Annotated in this window: 16 protein-coding genes and 2 pseudogenes; 12 read left to right on the top strand and 6 right to left on the bottom strand. The window is 64.9% G+C overall.

The genetic code is table 11. From position 1 onward, the window contains the following. The first annotated feature begins 35 nt into the window (after window positions 1-35). Entirely contained in the window at window positions 36-677 is a 642-nt protein-coding gene (locus tag AB0N66_RS13590; RefSeq protein WP_365432858.1) for a superoxide dismutase, read from the top strand. Window positions 678-802: 125 nt separating this feature from the next. Here the strand turns inward: AB0N66_RS13590 and AB0N66_RS13585 are convergent. Together AB0N66_RS13585 and AB0N66_RS13580 are read right to left on the bottom strand one after the other, a co-directional pair. Further along, a pseudogene (locus tag AB0N66_RS13585) lies at window positions 803-1,035 on the bottom strand (ABC transporter ATP-binding protein); the annotation flags it as partial. 272 nt (window positions 1,036-1,307) lie between these two features. Beyond that, entirely contained in the window at window positions 1,308-1,658 is a 351-nt protein-coding gene (locus AB0N66_RS13580; RefSeq protein WP_365432855.1) for a DoxX family protein, read from the bottom strand. A 208-nt stretch (window positions 1,659-1,866) separates the two neighbouring features. Here AB0N66_RS13580 and AB0N66_RS13575 point away from each other — a divergent pair, with 208 nt between their 5' ends. Next, window positions 1,867-2,784 (top strand): LysR family transcriptional regulator, encoded by a 918-nt coding sequence (locus AB0N66_RS13575; protein ID WP_365432852.1) that lies wholly within the window; start codon window positions 1,867-1,869, stop codon window positions 2,782-2,784. A gap of 473 nt (window positions 2,785-3,257) precedes the next feature. Here the strand turns inward: AB0N66_RS13575 and AB0N66_RS13570 are convergent. The 3 genes and pseudogenes from AB0N66_RS13570 to AB0N66_RS13560 all read right to left on the bottom strand — a co-directional run. Next, window positions 3,258-3,479 (bottom strand): annotated as a pseudogene (locus AB0N66_RS13570) (Sir2 family NAD-dependent protein deacetylase); the annotation flags it as partial. A gap of 153 nt (window positions 3,480-3,632) precedes the next feature. Beyond that, the gene (locus AB0N66_RS13565; protein ID WP_365432849.1) at window positions 3,633-4,253 is read right to left on the bottom strand and encodes a TetR/AcrR family transcriptional regulator; all 621 of its coding nucleotides are present in this window, start codon (window positions 4,251-4,253) and stop codon (window positions 3,633-3,635) included. Between the two features lie 555 nt (window positions 4,254-4,808). After that, a complete protein-coding gene (locus AB0N66_RS13560; protein WP_365433682.1) occupies window positions 4,809-5,012 on the bottom strand; it encodes a hypothetical protein in 204 nt (67 codons plus the stop codon). Here AB0N66_RS13560 and AB0N66_RS13555 point away from each other — a divergent pair. From AB0N66_RS13555 to AB0N66_RS13535, 5 genes are all read left to right on the top strand, one after another. Then, on the top strand, window positions 4,950-5,081 hold the full coding sequence (locus AB0N66_RS13555) for a DUF6059 family protein (RefSeq protein ID WP_365433601.1): 132 nt from the start codon (window positions 4,950-4,952) through the stop codon (window positions 5,079-5,081). The genes AB0N66_RS13560 and AB0N66_RS13555 overlap by 63 nt on opposite strands. A 172-nt stretch (window positions 5,082-5,253) precedes the next feature. Then, window positions 5,254-5,904, top strand: coding sequence for an NAD(P)H-dependent oxidoreductase (locus AB0N66_RS13550; RefSeq protein WP_365432846.1), 651 nt, complete (start codon window positions 5,254-5,256; stop codon window positions 5,902-5,904). Between the two features lie 455 nt (window positions 5,905-6,359). Beyond that, window positions 6,360-7,061, top strand: a complete 702-nt coding sequence (locus tag AB0N66_RS13545) for an alpha/beta hydrolase (RefSeq protein ID WP_365432843.1) — start codon at window positions 6,360-6,362, stop codon at window positions 7,059-7,061. A 130-nt stretch (window positions 7,062-7,191) separates the two neighbouring features. Continuing rightward, window positions 7,192-8,904 (top strand): FAD-dependent monooxygenase, encoded by a 1,713-nt coding sequence (locus AB0N66_RS13540; protein WP_365432840.1) that lies wholly within the window; start codon window positions 7,192-7,194, stop codon window positions 8,902-8,904. Window positions 8,905-8,972: 68 nt separating this feature from the next. After that, window positions 8,973-9,845 (top strand): enoyl-CoA hydratase-related protein, encoded by an 873-nt coding sequence (locus AB0N66_RS13535; protein ID WP_365432838.1) that lies wholly within the window; start codon window positions 8,973-8,975, stop codon window positions 9,843-9,845. A gap of 8 nt (window positions 9,846-9,853) precedes the next feature. On the opposite strand, the gene AB0N66_RS13530 is transcribed toward AB0N66_RS13535, so the two are convergent. Beyond that, window positions 9,854-10,321 (bottom strand): hypothetical protein, encoded by a 468-nt coding sequence (locus AB0N66_RS13530; protein ID WP_365432835.1) that lies wholly within the window; start codon window positions 10,319-10,321, stop codon window positions 9,854-9,856. A gap of 94 nt (window positions 10,322-10,415) precedes the next feature. Between AB0N66_RS13530 and AB0N66_RS13525 the strand changes: the two genes are divergently transcribed. The 5 genes from AB0N66_RS13525 to AB0N66_RS13505 all read left to right on the top strand — a co-directional run bounded on the left by AB0N66_RS13525 (window position 10,416) and on the right by AB0N66_RS13505 (window position 16,092). Next, window positions 10,416-10,976, top strand: coding sequence for a VOC family protein (locus AB0N66_RS13525; RefSeq protein WP_365432832.1), 561 nt, complete (start codon window positions 10,416-10,418; stop codon window positions 10,974-10,976). 83 nt (window positions 10,977-11,059) lie between these two features. Then, window positions 11,060-11,998: a fumarylacetoacetate hydrolase family protein gene (locus AB0N66_RS13520; RefSeq protein ID WP_365432829.1), complete on the top strand. Its 939-nt coding sequence runs from the start codon at window positions 11,060-11,062 to the stop codon at window positions 11,996-11,998. 117 nt (window positions 11,999-12,115) lie between these two features. Next, complete coding sequence (locus AB0N66_RS13515; protein WP_365432826.1) at window positions 12,116-13,336, top strand: substrate-binding domain-containing protein; 1,221 nt, start codon at window positions 12,116-12,118, stop codon at window positions 13,334-13,336. A 165-nt stretch (window positions 13,337-13,501) separates the two neighbouring features. Then, a complete protein-coding gene (locus AB0N66_RS13510; protein WP_365432823.1) occupies window positions 13,502-14,992 on the top strand; it encodes a sugar ABC transporter ATP-binding protein in 1,491 nt (496 codons plus the stop codon). A gap of 185 nt (window positions 14,993-15,177) precedes the next feature. Then, entirely contained in the window at window positions 15,178-16,092 is a 915-nt protein-coding gene (locus AB0N66_RS13505) for an ABC transporter permease (protein ID WP_365432820.1), read from the top strand. Window positions 16,093-16,183: the final 91 nt, after the last annotated feature.

Here is a 16,183-nt window from a genome sequence, read left to right as displayed (position 1 = left end):
ACTATGGGCAATAACAAGGCCGAAGGATGTTGGACATGGCGGTTTACACGCTTCCGGAGCTCCCGTACGACTACGCGGCGCTCGAGCCGGTCATCAACCCGCAGATCGTCGAACTGCACCACGACAAGCACCACGCGGCGTATGTGAAGGGTGCGAACGACACGTTGGAGCAGCTCGCGGAGGCGCGCGACAAGGAGTCGTGGGGTTCGATCAACGGGCTGGAGAAGAGCCTGGCTTTCCACCTCTCCGGCCACATCCTGCACTCGATCTACTGGCACAACATGACCGGCGAGGGCGGCGGCGAGCCGTTGGCCGCCGACGGTGTGGGCGACCTCGCGGACGCGATCGCCGAGTCCTTCGGCTCGTACGCCGGGTTCAAGACCCAGCTCACCAAGGCCGCCGCGACCACCCAGGGTTCGGGCTGGGGCGTCCTGGCGTACGAGCCGCTCAGCGGTCGGCTGATCGTCGAGCAGGTCTACGACCACCAGGGCAACGTCGGCCAGGGCTCGACCCCGATCCTGGTCTTCGACGCCTGGGAGCACGCCTTCTACCTGCAGTACAAAAACCAGAAGGTCGACTTCATCGACGCCATGTGGGCCGTCGTCAACTGGCAGGACGTGGCCAAGCGCTACGCCGCCGCCAAGGAGCGCGGCGACAGCCTGCTGCTCGCGCCGTGACGGCGTAGGCGCGCACAGATGTCCTGCTCGTGATCGTCTTCTCAACCTTCACGGGGCAGGCAGTAAGAAGAAGGGTTCCCGCAAGGACGTGACTTGCGGGAACCCTTTCTTTCTCAGCTTGTTTTTCAGCATCTCTCATCAGCCATGGCCAGGCTGTCCCACTCGGCGGTGCGGTCGCACCAGCTGTGCAGGAGTACGCGGTCGTGGCCGACGGCGAGCAGACCGGCCCCCGTTGCAGTGCGGTAGTCCTCGACGGCCGCGACGAGCGCGGTGTGGTGGAGGCGTCCAGCATCGCCGTCATCTCGTCGCAGATCAGCCAGCGTGGGCGCAGCACGAGTGCGCGGGCGAGGCAGGCGCGTAACCGGGAACGCTCGTCGTGGCCGACGACGTAGACTTGAGCAGTTTGCAGTCCTATCTGGAATACATGCGTACCCCGGCGAACGGCTACCAGAGCGTCACCTTCCCCGTCGAGGACGGCATGGAGATCAGCTGCCGTCTCTGAACGGGAAGCCGTTCTGTGCCATGTGGCGGCCGCCCACCGGGTCACACCAAGGGCCGCGTTAACGGATCGAGGAATTTTCCTGGTTCACGAGTTACGCGTGCTCACGGGCAGAACAAATAGCTCAGCGTTCACCTCGCGGCGGCTAGGACCAAGGACGCCACGGCCAGCAGGAAGTAGCCGCCTGGAAAGGCCATGTTGTGGATGACCCGGGCGCGGAAGTGGGCGGCCAGGGCGCCGATGAAGAACAGAACAAGGCCGATCGCGGCGGCGATGCCGATGAACCGCGCGCCCAGGAGCCCAAGTAGGAGCCCGACAGCTCCGACAGCCTTCAGCGTGGCAAGCGGGACGAGCCAGGACTGCGGGAGGCCCACTTCAGCCGAGTTGGCGAGGACGAACTCGGCCTTTGAGAAGTCGGCGATGGCGATCCCGGTGTTGACCACGATCGTGATGACGGTAACGACCACGTAGGCGGTGAACATTCGTATGCCGCCGGTTCAGCCGACAAAACGGTGGGCGCCTAGCGCGTCGCGTGGTTGCGGTGTCGGGCCGCTCCGATATCTGGTCTTCAGTACAGGCATGGCAACTCCTCGTCGTTCCTCAGCGTTCGCGAGCCGCTGCTCGCGTGCCGAATCAAGGCTCGTCCAGCCCTCGCTTCACGTCCAATACCTGCGTCTATAACCTGACGGCATGGATGTCGATACCCGGCTGTTGCGCTACTTCATCGCCGTGGCAGAGGAGGGGAGCCTTACCCGCGCCGCGGATCGGTTGTTCGTGTCCCAACCGGCGCTGACCAAACAGATCAAGCAACTGGAGACCCAGCTGCGAGTGCGGCTGTTCGCACGGTCCCGTGCCGGCATGGCGCTCACGGAAGCGGGTCGGACCCTGGCGGAGCGGGTGCCGGCCCTGCTGGCCGACTGGGACCAGATACTGCGGGAGACGAAGAGCACGGCCGACCGGGCAGCCCACGTGCTGCGGGTCGGCTTCCTGGCCAGTGCCGCCAACGAGGCCACCCCACACATCATCACGGAGTTCACCCGTCGGCAGCCGGGCTGGAGGGTCGACATGCGGCAGGCCGCATGGTCGAACCCGACCGCCGGGCTCATCGTCGGAGACGTGGATGCCGCCCTCCTGCGGCTGCCCTTCCCAGGCCAGGAGAGCCTGCGAGTGGAGGAGTTGTTCACCGAGCCTCGGTGGGTCGCGCTCCCCACAACCCACCCGTTCGCCACGTGCGACCAGATCCCCTTCAGGGACCTGTGGGATGAGCCCTTCGTGGCAGCCCTACCAGAATCAGGCTGGTGGCGGGACTATTGGCTGGCGACCGACGAACGCGACGGGCACCCGGTCCGCATCGGCGCCGTCACCGACCAACCCGACGACTGGCTCAGCGCGATCGCCAACGGCTACGGCGTCGCCCTCGCCCCCGAATCGGCCGCCCGCTTCTACGCTCGCCCAGGCATCGTCTACCGGCCCGTCAGCGGCGTCAGCCCGAGCCGGGTGGGTATCGCCTGGGCACCGGCCGACGACTCCGATCCCGTCGTCCAAGCCTTCGTACGCTGCTGCCTCGACAACAGGCAGCCCCAACACGACAAGACCACCGGGTGCTGACAGGAACGAGCTTTACCTGGGTCCAGGACACCCGGGTCCTGTCTTGGTCAGCGTGAGCAGACCACGCTGACCGGTGCGCTGGGCGCACTGCCTCGTGCACCGGGGCGGTCGCTTCCCACAGGGGCTCCTCTTCCTCCCGCCGCTTCTTCCAGTGTGCAACGTAGGTGCCCGCCGCCCAGGACGCCGAGGCAGGGGCACTCCGCGGTCCAAGCGCGTCGCCCTCGTTCGGTCCGTGCTGTTCGGACCGTGGTAGGGCTTACTGGAATTCCACTGATGGCGCCTGCGCTGACCAGCCGGTTTTCCAGCGCCGACAGCCCGTGACAAGGAGGGCCGCGATCATGCGTGAGCTGGCGGACACCGCACGGCGGTGGGCAGTCGAGGGCCGTACGGCGGTGCTCGCCCGGCCTATCACCGACCGGGGTTTCGGGTTCCGCCACTTCAGGTACCGGGGGTCGTCCTCACCGGCCTCGACTGCCGGCGAGTTGGTGCAGCCCGTCCACGCTCTGCGTGATCACCCGCACCGGGACCCCGAACCGCGCCAGCTCCGCCACTGCCCAGTGCGCAGCATGGGGTTCGGTCTGCACCGTCGCCTGCCCGCCGCAGGTGACCAGGTTGAGGTTCGGTTCCGCCCGGACCCGGTCCAGGTTCGCGGTGGGAACAACGAACCGACCCACCGTGGCGGGCGTCAGATCGAGCGCCGTCTGACGCACCTTCAGGTTCGACAGGTTCGCACATCGCCGGGGCCCTGAGCGTGGCCAGGGGACCGTAGTGCAAACAACCTGCTCAATCTGTCCCTGGAGGATCGGGCGTAGAGGCTGGTGTTGACTGTCGAAATCGCCGCGGCAGCGCTATCTCGGGGAGATCAGGACGAGGGGGAGCAGCACCTGGTCGATCATCTCGGCGATGTCCTGCTCCGTCAGATCGTGCGTGTCGAGAAGGGCGCGCTTGATGACCAGCGCGTGGAGGACCTCCAGGACGGGCGGGGTCAGCCGTTCGGGATTCACCTCGCCGCGCTCGGCGCCATCGAGCAGCACGGCGGTCAACGCCGCGAAGAGCGGCTCGAGTATCTGAGATGTGAACCTGGCCAGAAGCTGTGGGTAGCGGTGTGCTTCTCCCAACAGGCTGCGGAATGCGTCGGCCCTTTCGCCTGTCAGCGACGCGGTCATGTGGTGGGTGAGCCCGATGAGGTCGTCCCGCAGTTGCCCGGTCCGTTCATAGCCGTCCGGATCCGAGCCCAGCTTCTCCAACGTGTCGATCACCAGTGACGTCGTGTCGGGCCACCGCCGGTACAGCGGGCTCTTGCCCGTGCCCGCGCGCTCGGCGACGCCGTCGAAGGTGAGCCGTCCGAACCCGACCTCGGCCAGTTCGGCGAGGACCGCATCGGAGATCGCCTTCTCCACCGCGGCTCCCCGTCGTCGCGTACGGACAGGGCGCTCGGTGAGATCAGCGGTGCTGTGACGGCTGGCCATATCGCAAGCGTATACGAGTTGGGTGCGCCGAGGTACGACGCATCGAGTGAGGGTGGTACGGGTGCGCAATGGCCAGGGATCAGCAGAAGTGCTGATGCGGAAACCGCACTCGACCTGCTAGTTCGCGAGTCGCTGACTGACCGGCATCAGATAAGGACGAAACTGTCCTTGACGGAGGAGGGGCCCATGGCTACTGTCACGAATTAAAGCGGCGCCTCGGAGAAGAGGACCGTGAGGTGCTGGTACCTGGACGGTCGCGAGGCGACGACCGGCCGGATCGGCAACGAACAGCAAGCACTACCCGACACCGTCGCAGGCGCTTGGCAACAACGCCGTGCGGATCTGTCTTGAAGCGAGCCACGAGTCGGTCACCTCCTCAAGTCGCCGGATTGGCGCGTCGGCAAATACGCCGGCACCGGCCCGAGGAACATCGGCTCGACCTTCAACTGTTGCAACGTGGTCGGGGACTGGACATCACCTAGTCAGGGGTTTGCGGTGTCTGATTTGCGTTTCATGCGCATGTGCTGGTGGAGCGTGGGGCGGTTGTTCCCACGGTCAGGAAGCCATCAGGGTCGCCTCGTCGTCGTAAAGACAGAACAACCCGCTGCGGATGTCGCCGTGCCGGGGCAGCTGCGGCGCGTTGTGGGCCAATTGCCGCGCGGCTTGTGGGCGGGACTGGTGCAGATGGGCAGGGCGTTGGGGGGCGTCCCGCAACCACTGGTCGGCCCACCCCCGGGCCACCCGGAACGGCTTGTCCACAACACTGCCCTGGACGCTGAGGAGTGGACGTTGTGGGCCGACATCCTCGGCCGGGCGCCTAGTGGTTGAAGGGGGCCAGGCGTTATGCCGGGAGGTCAGGAGGTCCGCCGGGTGGACGGAGTCCGTCGAGCAGGCCCGTACTGCACCTGTTGAGTCGTCGGCCCCCAGCGCGCGGGGCCGCCCCGCGCAGCCGGCGATCGCAGCCAGCCGGTTGGCATCCAATAGCGACCAGGAGGTAGTCATGTCCCTGTTCCGTCTCGACGCGAGCATACGAGTCGAGGGCTCACACAGCCGCGAGATCGCCGACATCGTCGAGCAGGAGTGGCGCACCGCCCACCCCGATTCACAGGTCGTCACGCGGCATATCGGCATAGACCCGATCCCTGCGACCGCATGGTCGACCGCTGTGAACGCGACCTACGTGCCGGAGGATCATCGCTCCCCGGAACAGATCGGGGCGGTGAACCTGGCCGCAGAGGCGGCCGATCAACTGATCGGCGCAGACGCCCTGCTGTTCGCTGTACCCCTGTACAACTTCGGCGTGTCACAGCACTTCAAGGCCTGGGCAGACCTTGTGATCTGCGACCCGAGGATGACCGCGGGCGTCGAGCCGGCAACTGCGGGTAAGCCGACGGTGCTGGTGACCGTACGCGGCGGCAGCTACGCACAGGGGACACCGCGCGAAGGGTGGGATCACGCGACCGCCTGGATGCACCGCATCCTTGCCGACGTGTGGAAACTGGACCTGAAGATCGTGGAGTCGGAGTTCACGTTGGTCGGTGTGAACCCGGCATTCGAGCAGTTCAAGGCTCTGGCCACGCAGATCCGCGCCACCGCCGAGCAGACCGCACGCGAGCACGGCCGCAGCCTGGCCGGCGCGATCAGGGTCTGACGCCCGCCCATTGTCAGGGGTCACCTGTACGTGGCCTGCTTGACGCATCATCGGCATCGTTTTGAGCCCCCACACCCTGCGCTAACTCCTCAGCTCGCGCTGGTTTCTTGGTGTGGCTCTCAACAGGTACGAAAGCCGTGGGCGTTCCGCTGCTGAACGTGAGACGAGTTCATCGATGCTTCCGAACTCGCCCGTCGGTTGCGCTCGAATATCAGCGCTTTGTTTCGTCAGATAGTCTTGCGCAAGAACATCTTGGATCGTATTATCTGGGTAGAGCCTATCGCTGACCATGAGTCGCGGAAGTGCCTTCCCGGCCGAGGACTTGCCCGCCCGCCGTGCGTGGGGCGAACAGGCATTCGCCCCCTCGACCGAGACAGTATTCAGAGCCAACAGGCCGGCGCCGCAGATACGTATGCGAGGCGCCTATTGCACCTCGCGTCACAAGGAGACAAAGCATGAGCATTAATACTTCTCCCAATCGGCCGGTCATTCTCATCAACGGCATGGCGTCCAATTTCGAGACGCAGTGGCGCAGGGGTGGCTGGGTCGACAGCCTGGAGGCGGCGGGTCGAACTGTGATCGGCGTGGACCTTCCCGGCCATGGGGAAAACACGGATGCCGTAGGCCGCGACGCCGCTGACCTCATCCTCGAAGAGGCCGCCAAGCACGGATCGGTTGACGCCATTGGATTTTCCGCCGGCGCCTGGGCCCTGTTGCTGGCGGCCAGCGAGCAGCCGGCCCTCTTCGAGCGGATTGCCGTTCTCGGTGCCGCCGACATGGTGCTGACCGCCGGGCTGCACCACGCGACCATGCAGCAGCCGCTCGTCGAAGGTCTGCGTTCGGCCGAGGAGCCGACGGACAATCTCATGGCGCTGCTGATCCGCACGATGATCGCCGACGCGGGCAACGACCGAGAGGCGGTCGCAGGCCACCTCGCGTCGAGCCATCGCTTCGTCACCGTTGAGGGTTTGGGTGCAATCAAGGCCGCAACCCTGGTCGTCGACGGCGGCTCCGACGGGGCCGGACCGTCGGAGCTGGTGGCGGAGAAGATTCCGAATGCGACGCGCTTCACTGTCGACGGCGCAGACCACTTCGACATCCCGACCAGTAAGCAGTGCGAGGAGGAAGTCGAGACGTTCATAAACAAGGCCGGCTAATAGCCGACGCAGGCCGGGCACGGGTCGGACCTCTTGGCGGGGCGTAGACGCAATACACGCCGACTGCACGTTCCAGCAGACCGCCCGTGCCGCCGCCCGATACGGCGTGTATTTCGAGGAGGCGTTGATAGTGAGCGAAGAAGCCGAAGTATTGATCATCGGGGCGGGTCCAGTGGGCCTGAGCGCCGCGCTGGCTCTCGGCCGGGCCGGCATCAGGTGCCTGGTACTGGAACGACGAAATGAATTCTCCAGGTACCCGAAGGCCAACGGGGTGCATGCGCGGACTATGGAGATCTTTCGTGAGTGGGGCGTCGCCAACCCCATAAGGGAACTCACCGCGGGCATGCCCGACGACATCACGATCGCGTGGATGACACGCTTGAACGGTATCGAGATCGGCCAAATGTCCGTCAGCGATGCCGACGAGACCCCTCGCCTGTTCGACGAGCAATCGCCCGAGCGCATCTCGACAGTGGGCCAGCACATGTTCGAGCCGATCCTCGCCAGGGTGGCCGAGGACATGCACAGCGTGACGATCAGACTCGGATGCGAGGTTGTCGACCTGGCAGGTGGCCCCGGGTCGGTTACGGCGACCTACACCGACTCCGACGGTGCGCGGCACACGATCGTCGCGCAGTACGTGATCGCGGCGGACGGTATCCGCAGCATCACTCGCCGCACTCTGGGCATTGGTGAGCACGGCCAGGAATCACTCGGCACCGCGATCAACGTCCAGTTCGACGCTGACCTGGAACCGTTTCTGGGCGGACAGTTCATCCCCATCATCTGGATCATCAACGCCGATACGCAGGGCGCGTTCATCCGCGACGGCGTCACCCGGTGGCGGTACAACTTCGAGATCCCGCCCGGAGCTGATCCCACTGCCGTGACGACAGAGGAGTGCGAGAAGCAGGTCGCTGCAGCGATCGGCGAGGCCGTCGCCATAAAGATCCACCACATCTGGTCCTGGAGCCATGACTTGTCCGTCACGGACACATGGCGGGACGGGCGTGTCTTCCTAGCAGGCGACGCAGCCCATCACTTCCCACCCCACGGCGGCTTCGGACTCAACAGCGGCGTACAGGACGCGCAGAACATCGCGTGGAAGCTGGCTGCGAGGCTTCGCTGGAACGCCGGCGACGGACTGCTCGCAACGTATGAGGACGAGCGGCTCCCGGTCGCGGAGTTCAACGGCGAACAGATGATGCACAACACGCGGCAGATGGAAAAGACCGGTTTCATGATGCAGGACAAGAACTTTCTTGTGATGCTCGAGACGCCGGAAGGGGCGCCCGCACGCCTGGCCATCGCCGAAGGCATACCCGCCCAGCGGGCCATGCTGGCCTCGCACGGCCAGCAATTCGGATATCAGTACCGGAGCGAGGCGATCGTGCCGGACGGCACAGAGATCGTCGAGTCGAGCATTGCCGAGTACCGCCCGACGGCCCGCCCGGGCGCCCGGGTGCCGCACTCCTGGGTGCACTCCCAGGGGGAGACGATCTCGACCATCGACCTCTACGACGGTGGGTTCATCCTCCTCACCGGTCCGGACAACGCCGACTGGACGAGGGCGGCAGATCAGCTTCGCGAGCAGTTGCAGGTCCCGCTCAAAGCGTTCGGCCTCGGCTCGAACCTCCTGCCGGTCGACGAGACCGTCGCCGAACTCCTGCAGCGTTACGAACTGCAGCCCTCCGGTGCCCTGATGATCCGTCCGGACGGATTCGTCGGCTTCCGCTCCGGCGGGGGCGTCGACGACGCCCACCAGGCGCTGGGCGACGCGCTGCACCAGATCCTGAATCTGGCCCCGACCGAGCGTGGCCCGGCACCCGCCGACGGCATCTGAATCCCCTCAAGCGTCGGACACTGCTTTTCGAAGCACGCTTTGAGCCATACGTCGAAGGAGACAAAGGCATGGAGAACGGTGCTGCTTCAAAGGATTCCTTGATCAAGAATGAGGCGGTTCGCCTCCGCGAGATCTCGTCGTGTTGCTTCGGGGTGGTGATCGACAACCCACCCTTCAACCTGATCGACTCGCAGGTCTTCGCGGGCCTGAAGGCCGTGAAGTCTTTTGCCGAGGACTCGGCGAATGACGTTCGGGTACTCGTTTTCGAGAGCGCGAATCCGGAGTTCTTCGGCGCTCACCTGGATCTCATGGGCGGCGACAGCGGCGGCTCGGGGCACGAGGTGAACGAACCCATGGAGATCATCCAGGAGTGGCCTGCGTTCAGTTACTGGCTCGGCACCACCCCGGTCGTCAGTATCGCCATCCTTCGCGGGCGGGCCCGCGGATTCGCATTCGCTTTCGCCGCGGCCGCCGACATGCGGTTCGCGAGCAAGGAGAACACCCGCCTGTGTCTGCCTGAGGTCGGCTTCGGTGCATTCCCGGGCGGAGGGGGAATTGAGTGGGCTCAACTGCATGCCGGCCGCGCGCGTGCCATGGAGTTCCTTCTCAGCTCTGACGATCTGGACGGCGACACCGCCGAGCTGTACGGGTTGGTGAACCGGTCGATAGATGATGCCGAGCTTGACGAGTTCGTCTACAAGCTCGGTCGCCGCATCGCGAGTTTCACTCCGGCCTCGATTGCCGCGGTGAAGAGCGGCCTCACGAAACTGCAACCCATTCCTCTCCCGGAGGAGATGGCTGGAACCCTCGCCGTTGCAGGCGCCTTGCAGTCGTCGGACGCGGCGCAGGCAGTCGCGATGCGGATCATGACCAAGGCGGGTGGGCTGCCCTTCAGTCGCGCCGTGGAGCTCGATCTGCCCAGACTCTGCGACGTTGACTGACCGGAACGCTATCCAGCTTCGGCAACGACATTCGGCCGACGGATGTCCCGCCCGGGTGCGCCAGTTCCTGCACATTCCTGCAGTGCTACATGCGCGCGTTGGTCGAAGCCGCAGCGGAACTGGTGACGGTCTGCACCGTGATCGGAAGCCGGGGCCAGCAGGGCCCGGGATATCTGACGCCGGTCCGGGGCGAGCGTGCGCTTGCCACCATCAAAGTCTGGCGAGATTTGCACGCCTACAACCGCCAGTATTTGACCGCCTTCATTGACCTGGTCCACGCCGCCATCGATCTGTTGTTTCCCGAGAGGCTTCTGGATCATCACCCCGCTTCTGCTGTGAACAAATCCATCAAACGTGATGCGCGGCGTGGCCGGATATCCGACCCGGCAGTAGCATTGAAAGTAGTCTTGACAGAGAACATCTCGCTTCATAGCATCTCTGGAAGAAGCAGACGGACTCTGGTTCGCGAAATTCATACCGCCAGATTGCGCGCACACGGTCGATTCTGGCCGGCTCACCAACGTAAGGGGCCGAGCTTAATTGCGCGGCCCACTAAGAGAAGGGGCAGTGATGCCGTCGCCCAAGCTTGCTCATGTCATCTTGAACACCGGCAACTTCGAAACGGTGAAGAACTGGTACATGCAGGTTCTCGAGGCGACGGTCGGCGTCGAGACCTCGGACCACTCCGTGTGCTTCCTCCGCACGGACGAGAGCCACCATCGCTTCGGCATCTTCAAAGCCGCCAAGATCGACGACTCGACTGCCGTTGTGCCGCCCGGTGTCGATGAGCTCATCCAGCAGTCCCGACTCCACCATTTCTCATTCGAGCACCCGACCTTGCCCGAGCTGCTCGATGCTCACGTCCGGCTCGCGGATGCCGGCATCGTGCCGACGATGTGCCTCAACCACGGGCCCACGATCTCCATGTACTACACGGACCCTGACAAGAACGTCGTCGAACTGTTCTTCGACACCGACTACACCGAAGAGCAGATCGTCGAGTTCTACGCCGGCGGCGACAGCAACGCCTTCGGTGCCACCCCCTTCGACCCTGCGGAGATGCTGCAAGGGCTCCGCAGCGGAAAGTCGGTGGCCGAACTCATCGCCTGGTCCCCGCCGGACAAGCGATAGGGCCCGGCAGACGAGGTCGACCCAGCGTCCGGCCTCATCTCCACGCAGTCAGCACGATGTACCACTCGGAAGGACACACGCTCATGCGGTTCGTCAGCTTCGGCCCTCGCGGAAATGAACGTCCGGGCGTTCTGGTCAACGACAGTTCCATCCTCCCGCTGTCGAGGGTGATGGCGGACATCGGTATCGCGCCGAACGGGACCATTCGCAACCTACTGCCGTTCCTCGATCGGGTCAGTGAGGGCGTCGCAGCGGCAGTTGACCGCGGCGACGAGGTGATCCCGGTGGCCCAGACGCGTCTTGGCCCTCCGATCACCGACCCCCTGAACCTTTTCAACTGCGGCGCGAACTACCTCTCCCACCTCGTCGAGATCGGCGCTGAGGCGACGCCGACGCTTCCTGTGGTCTTCCAGAAGCCGAGCTCGGCACTGGCAGGCCCCACGGACGCGATCGTGCGTCCGCTCGAATGCGTGAACCTGGACTACGAGGCCGAACTCGTGGTCGTCATCGGCAAGGCCGGGCGCAGGATCCCTGCAGAGCGCGCTGCTGAGCACATCGCCGGTTTCATGATCACCAACGACGTCAGCGCCCGTGACCTCGGCGAGGGAGAGAGCAGGAAGCTCAACGCGCCGGCCCTCTTCCAGTTGATGCGAACCAAGGGCTGGGACACCTTCCAGCCGACCGGCCCCTGGCTGGTCACGCTCGACGAGGCCCGCAGCTACGAGGACATCCGGATCCAGACCTGGGTCAACGACGAGCTGCGACAGGACGCGTACGCCAAGGAGATGCTCCACAGCCCCTACAAGATCATCGAGTGGCTGAGTGCGACCACGACGCTCCAGCCGGGCGACATCATCACCACCGGCACTCCTGGCGGCGTTGCAGCCGGGATGGCTTCCCCCAAGTGGCTGATGCCCGGCGACACCGTCCGCATCGAAATGACCGGACTCGGCCAGATGAACACACCCGTGCTCGACGAGCAGGGCACACGAGCGGGAGGCAGGGGTGGAAGCGATGGCTGACATGCCTGGAGCAGAGAGGCACAGCGAAATGGGTCGGCGCGGTGTCCGCGACATTCATGCGGCCGTTCCGAGCAAGTCCACCGTTGGGGCACCGGAGATGCTGAGACGGAGTGTGTGGTGACTCAACAGCGTTGGCGGAGCCTTGCCAGTGGCGTCGTAGCCGCATCCTGTCTGGTGCTGGCCTCCTGCAGCACCAGCAACAGCGGTGGTGGTTCGGCTCCGTCCAGCGGGAGCGTGGCGCCCTCGGCAGCTACCAGCGCCGGGTATCAGAAGGTGGTCTCCGAGGCGCGTAGCGGTCTGGTGACCGCGAAGGGCGCGTCCTCTCTCGCTCTCACGAGCATCAAAGAGTTGACGAGCTTCGACGGTCCAACGCCGGTCAAGCAGCCGACGGGTAAGCGTTACAAGATCGCTGTCATCGGATGCGCACCGGTAGGGGCATGTCTCAACACTGCGAACAACATCCGCGATATCGCGACCGAACTGGGCTGGTCGGCAGCGCTCTCGAGCGGAGATGGAACCCCCCAGAGCTTTCAGCAACTCTTCAGTACGGCCTTGTCGCAGCATCCCGACGCGATAGTGGCGGTCGCAGTGTCAGGGATCTTCGTCCAGCAGCAACTCGCCCAAGCCAAGGAACAGGGCGTCGTCGCGATCGGCGTGAACGTGTCGTCGCTGGGCGGACCCGGTTACACCGGTTACGTCGACGGACGGGAACCAGTGTCGAAGGCCGTACTGGCGTCGTGGATTGCTACCGACAGCCACGAGAAGGCCAGAGCCGTCTTCCTGGACATCCAAGGCAATCCGGATCTTGCCGTCGCGGTAGGCGCGACGTTGCTCAAGCAGTGCTCGACCTGTTCCGTGAAGACCGAGTCGTGGTCGCCTACGGATTTCATCGATCCCGTGAAGGAACAGCAGAAGGTCACTGCGCTGCTGCAGACGAATTCGGATGCTCAGTATCTGGTCCTGCCGACCAGCGGGCTGCCGCTGACACCGGTCTTCCAGGCGATCTCCCAGGCCGGCCTGTCCGGCAAGTTGAAGGTTGTGGCCTCCGACTTCGATCCGCCGTCGCTGGCGCCCATCCAAAGCGGCCAGTTGTCCGCCAGCACCGTCATGTCGCAGAAATGGCTGGCACTCGCGTCCATTGACGCGGTCAACCGCGGACTGGCCAAGCAGCCGATCCCAGCGGCCGACGCCTGGGGAATCGGTATCGGCCTGATCGACAAGTCGAACGCGCCGAGCACCGCCTCGTACTCCGCCTTCGACAGCTATGTCCGATCGAAGGTCGACTTTGTCGCTCCGTACGCCAAGGCATGGAACGTGGACCTCGGCTCGGTCGGGTGACCGTGCGGGACCACGCACCAGCGTTGATCAAGTGCGTGGTCTGCACGGAGTGTTGTGGCGGGCGGTGACCGTGTGCGGAAGGAGCACGAAGCACCGTGACGGGAAGTTGGCGGGATTCGGCTGGTGATGCCGAAGTTGTCGGCATCTGAGGTGCGAGGGGTTGCGATGTCAGAGTCGGCCATCGAGGCCCGATCCGTTCAGCGCGTCTACGGAAGTACACGAGCACTCATCGACGCGAACCTTGTCGTTGCCCCAGGTGAGATCCATGCGCTGCTCGGCGAGAACGGCGCCGGCAAATCCACTCTCGTCCGCATCCTCGCGGGGTTGGAACAGCCTGACGGCGGTTCTGTCACCGTGTTCGGAACACCGATGTCCCGCGCCTCGGTCGCCGACCGAACCGGCCGCGGGATGTCGGTCATTCACCAGGACCTCGGTCTTGTCGAGGCACTCTCAGTCGCAGACAACATCGCGCTCGGAGCACGCTATCCGACCCGCTTCGGACTCGTCACCAGCGAGCGGGTCCGCCGGCAGGCGCGCGAGGCGCTGGCGCTCCTGGAGATCGAACTCGACGTCGATCGGCCGGTTGCCGAGCTCTCACCTGCTGAGCAGGCCATCGTCGCGATCGCTCGTGCACTTCGGGTCGGCGCGCGCCTGATCGTCCTCGACGAGCCCACGGCGCGCCTGCACGCCGGCGAGGTTCGGGTACTGTTCGCGCGCCTGGACCGACTGCGCAAAGCCGGCGTCGCCTGCCTGCTCATCACGCATCGCATCGACGACGTCCTGAGGGTCTGCGATCGAGTCACCGTCATGCGGGACGGCCGCAGTGTGGGGATGCGGGACGCGAAGGAACTGGACCGTGACGAACTGGTCTCGCTCATCGTCGGGCGCGAGACGACGACAGCCCACTCGCCCACGCGCTCACGATCAGCTCCAGGCTCCACAGCTCTCGAAGTGCGCGAGTTGGGAGGCTTCGGATACGGGCCCGTGTCGTTCTCGGTCGGCGAGGGCGAGATCGTAGGCCTTACGGGACTCGCAGACGCCGGCCATAACCAGGTGGCGCTGTCCATCAGCGGGGGACTGCCGGCGGCACGTGGCAGCATCGAAGTCGATGGGGTGTCCTGCGTTTTCGGCTCGGAACGGGACGCGATCAGACACGGTGTCCGCTACGTACCTGCTGACCGACTTGTCGACGGCCTGGCGCAATACATGACGGCCGCCGAAAACCTCTTCCTCGCGGGTCCACAGCGAGGCGTCTGGGTGCGACGGGGCAAGGAACGACGTGCGGCGCGCAGGGCGCTGGAGCAATTCGGAGTGCGTCCACCGGAGCCCGATCGCGAGATCAACACCTTCAGCGGGGGCAACCAGCAGAAGGTGCTCCTCGCCCGGTCCTTCCTCCACGGCCCACGAGTCCTTGTGCTTCACGAGCCGACCGCCGCGGTGGACGTCGGAGCCCGGTATGACATCTACCAGTTGCTTCGACGGCGTTGTGCGGCCGATCACTGCGGTGGGTTGGTGGTCACCTCAGATCTCGAGGAAGCCGCCGGCCTGTGCGACCGCGTGATCGTCATGCGTGCGGGCCGAGTCGTGGCGGAGCTCTCCGGAGACGAACTCGAACTCGAATCCGTCACACAACTGGCCTATGGAGGAACAATTTGAGACGTCGCAGGCCTGTCGGAGCACCTGCTCCATCGGTGGGACCAAGGGACCCTGGGCCGGTGCTGCCCAGTCGTGACCGTGAGAGTGTCGCCCAGCAATCCTTGACTGTGCTCTCGCGGTTCGGACTCCTGCTCCTGTTGATTGTGCTCGTTGCGTACTTCTCCGTCGAGAGACCGGACTCGTTCGTGAGCTTCGCCAACGCGAGCTCGATTCTGTCCGCCCAATCCGTGACGGTCATCGCGGGCTTGGGCATCCTGCTCACCCTCACGCTGGGGGAGTTCGACCTCTCGGTTGCGGCCAACCTGTCTCTGGCAAGCGTGTTCGTCGTGACGCTGCCCGAACGCCAAGGTGTTCCGGTATGGCTCAGCATCATCATCGCCGTCGCGATAAGCGCAGGTGTCGGATTGATCAATGGTCTGGTCGTGGTCCGTCTGCAAGTGAACGCGTTCGTCGGGACGTTGGGTATGGCGACCCTGCTGGGAGGCATGGCCCAGCTCTATCTCGGGGGCACAGATCAGTACGTGGCACCGACCTCACTGACGGCGTTGGCTCGGACCGAGTGGCTTCGACTGCCCTTGTCCGTCTTCTACGCGCTGGCGATCGCGATGGTCCTTCATGTCGTTCTGCGCTACACCGCCGTGGGGCGTCGGATGAATGCCGTGGGTGGCAACGTCCGCGCCGCGAGGTTGACCGGCATCCCTGCGGATCGCTATCGGATTGCGGCGTTCACAGCCGGCGGTCTGCTCGCAGGCGTAGCCGGTGTCGTGCTGGGGGCGACCCTGGGTGCTGCAACAGCGGCGGGCAATCCGGCACTGCTGTTGCCGATCTTCGCCGCAGCTCTCCTCGGATCGACAACCATTTCTCCCGGACGATTCAACGTCCCGGGGCTACTGGTCGCGGTTCTCTTCCTGGCCGTCGTGGTTTCGGGTCTGCAACAAATGGGCGTAGCGGCGTGGATCCAGCCCGCCTTCAACGGAACAGCATTGGTTGTTGCCGTGGCTCTGGCGGGGTGGGCGTCCCGAGCACGAGTCGCACACGCACGTCGAAGGCAACTCGAAGCGATCGCCGCCGAGGGTGCAGCGACGGCCACCCGAACCTGACAACGGACGCCTTGAGCCACCGACTTGGCGGAGTTCGTTGCGGACGTGTTCGCCTCGGCGGGCTGGTGGGATCATCCTGATCCAGCCACCA

Source organism: Streptomyces sp. NPDC093544, from assembly GCF_040683495.1.
GTDB lineage: Bacteria > Actinomycetota > Actinomycetes > Streptomycetales > Streptomycetaceae > Streptomyces.
Note: the sequence above shows the minus strand (reverse complement) of the source record. Positions and strands in the feature narration are given on the sequence as shown.

What these genes read in the sequence shown, in the direction of transcription:
- AB0N66_RS13590 (WP_365432858.1), top strand. Translation starts at nt 36, where the DNA reads ATGGCGGTTTACACGCTTCCGGAGCTCCCGTACGACTACGCGGCGCTC.
- AB0N66_RS13580 (WP_365432855.1), bottom strand. Translation starts at nt 1,658, where the DNA reads ATGTTCACCGCCTACGTGGTCGTTACCGTCATCACGATCGTGGTCAAC.
- AB0N66_RS13575 (WP_365432852.1), top strand. Translation starts at nt 1,867, where the DNA reads ATGGATGTCGATACCCGGCTGTTGCGCTACTTCATCGCCGTGGCAGAG.
- AB0N66_RS13565 (WP_365432849.1), bottom strand. Translation starts at nt 4,253, where the DNA reads ATGGCCAGCCGTCACAGCACCGCTGATCTCACCGAGCGCCCTGTCCGT.
- AB0N66_RS13550 (WP_365432846.1), top strand. Translation starts at nt 5,254, where the DNA reads ATGTCCCTGTTCCGTCTCGACGCGAGCATACGAGTCGAGGGCTCACAC.
- AB0N66_RS13545 (WP_365432843.1), top strand. Translation starts at nt 6,360, where the DNA reads ATGAGCATTAATACTTCTCCCAATCGGCCGGTCATTCTCATCAACGGC.
- AB0N66_RS13535 (WP_365432838.1), top strand. Translation starts at nt 8,973, where the DNA reads ATGGAGAACGGTGCTGCTTCAAAGGATTCCTTGATCAAGAATGAGGCG.
- AB0N66_RS13530 (WP_365432835.1), bottom strand. Translation starts at nt 10,321, where the DNA reads ATGAATTTCGCGAACCAGAGTCCGTCTGCTTCTTCCAGAGATGCTATG.
- AB0N66_RS13525 (WP_365432832.1), top strand. Translation starts at nt 10,416, where the DNA reads ATGCCGTCGCCCAAGCTTGCTCATGTCATCTTGAACACCGGCAACTTC.
- AB0N66_RS13520 (WP_365432829.1), top strand. Translation starts at nt 11,060, where the DNA reads ATGCGGTTCGTCAGCTTCGGCCCTCGCGGAAATGAACGTCCGGGCGTT.
- AB0N66_RS13510 (WP_365432823.1), top strand. Translation starts at nt 13,502, where the DNA reads ATGTCAGAGTCGGCCATCGAGGCCCGATCCGTTCAGCGCGTCTACGGA.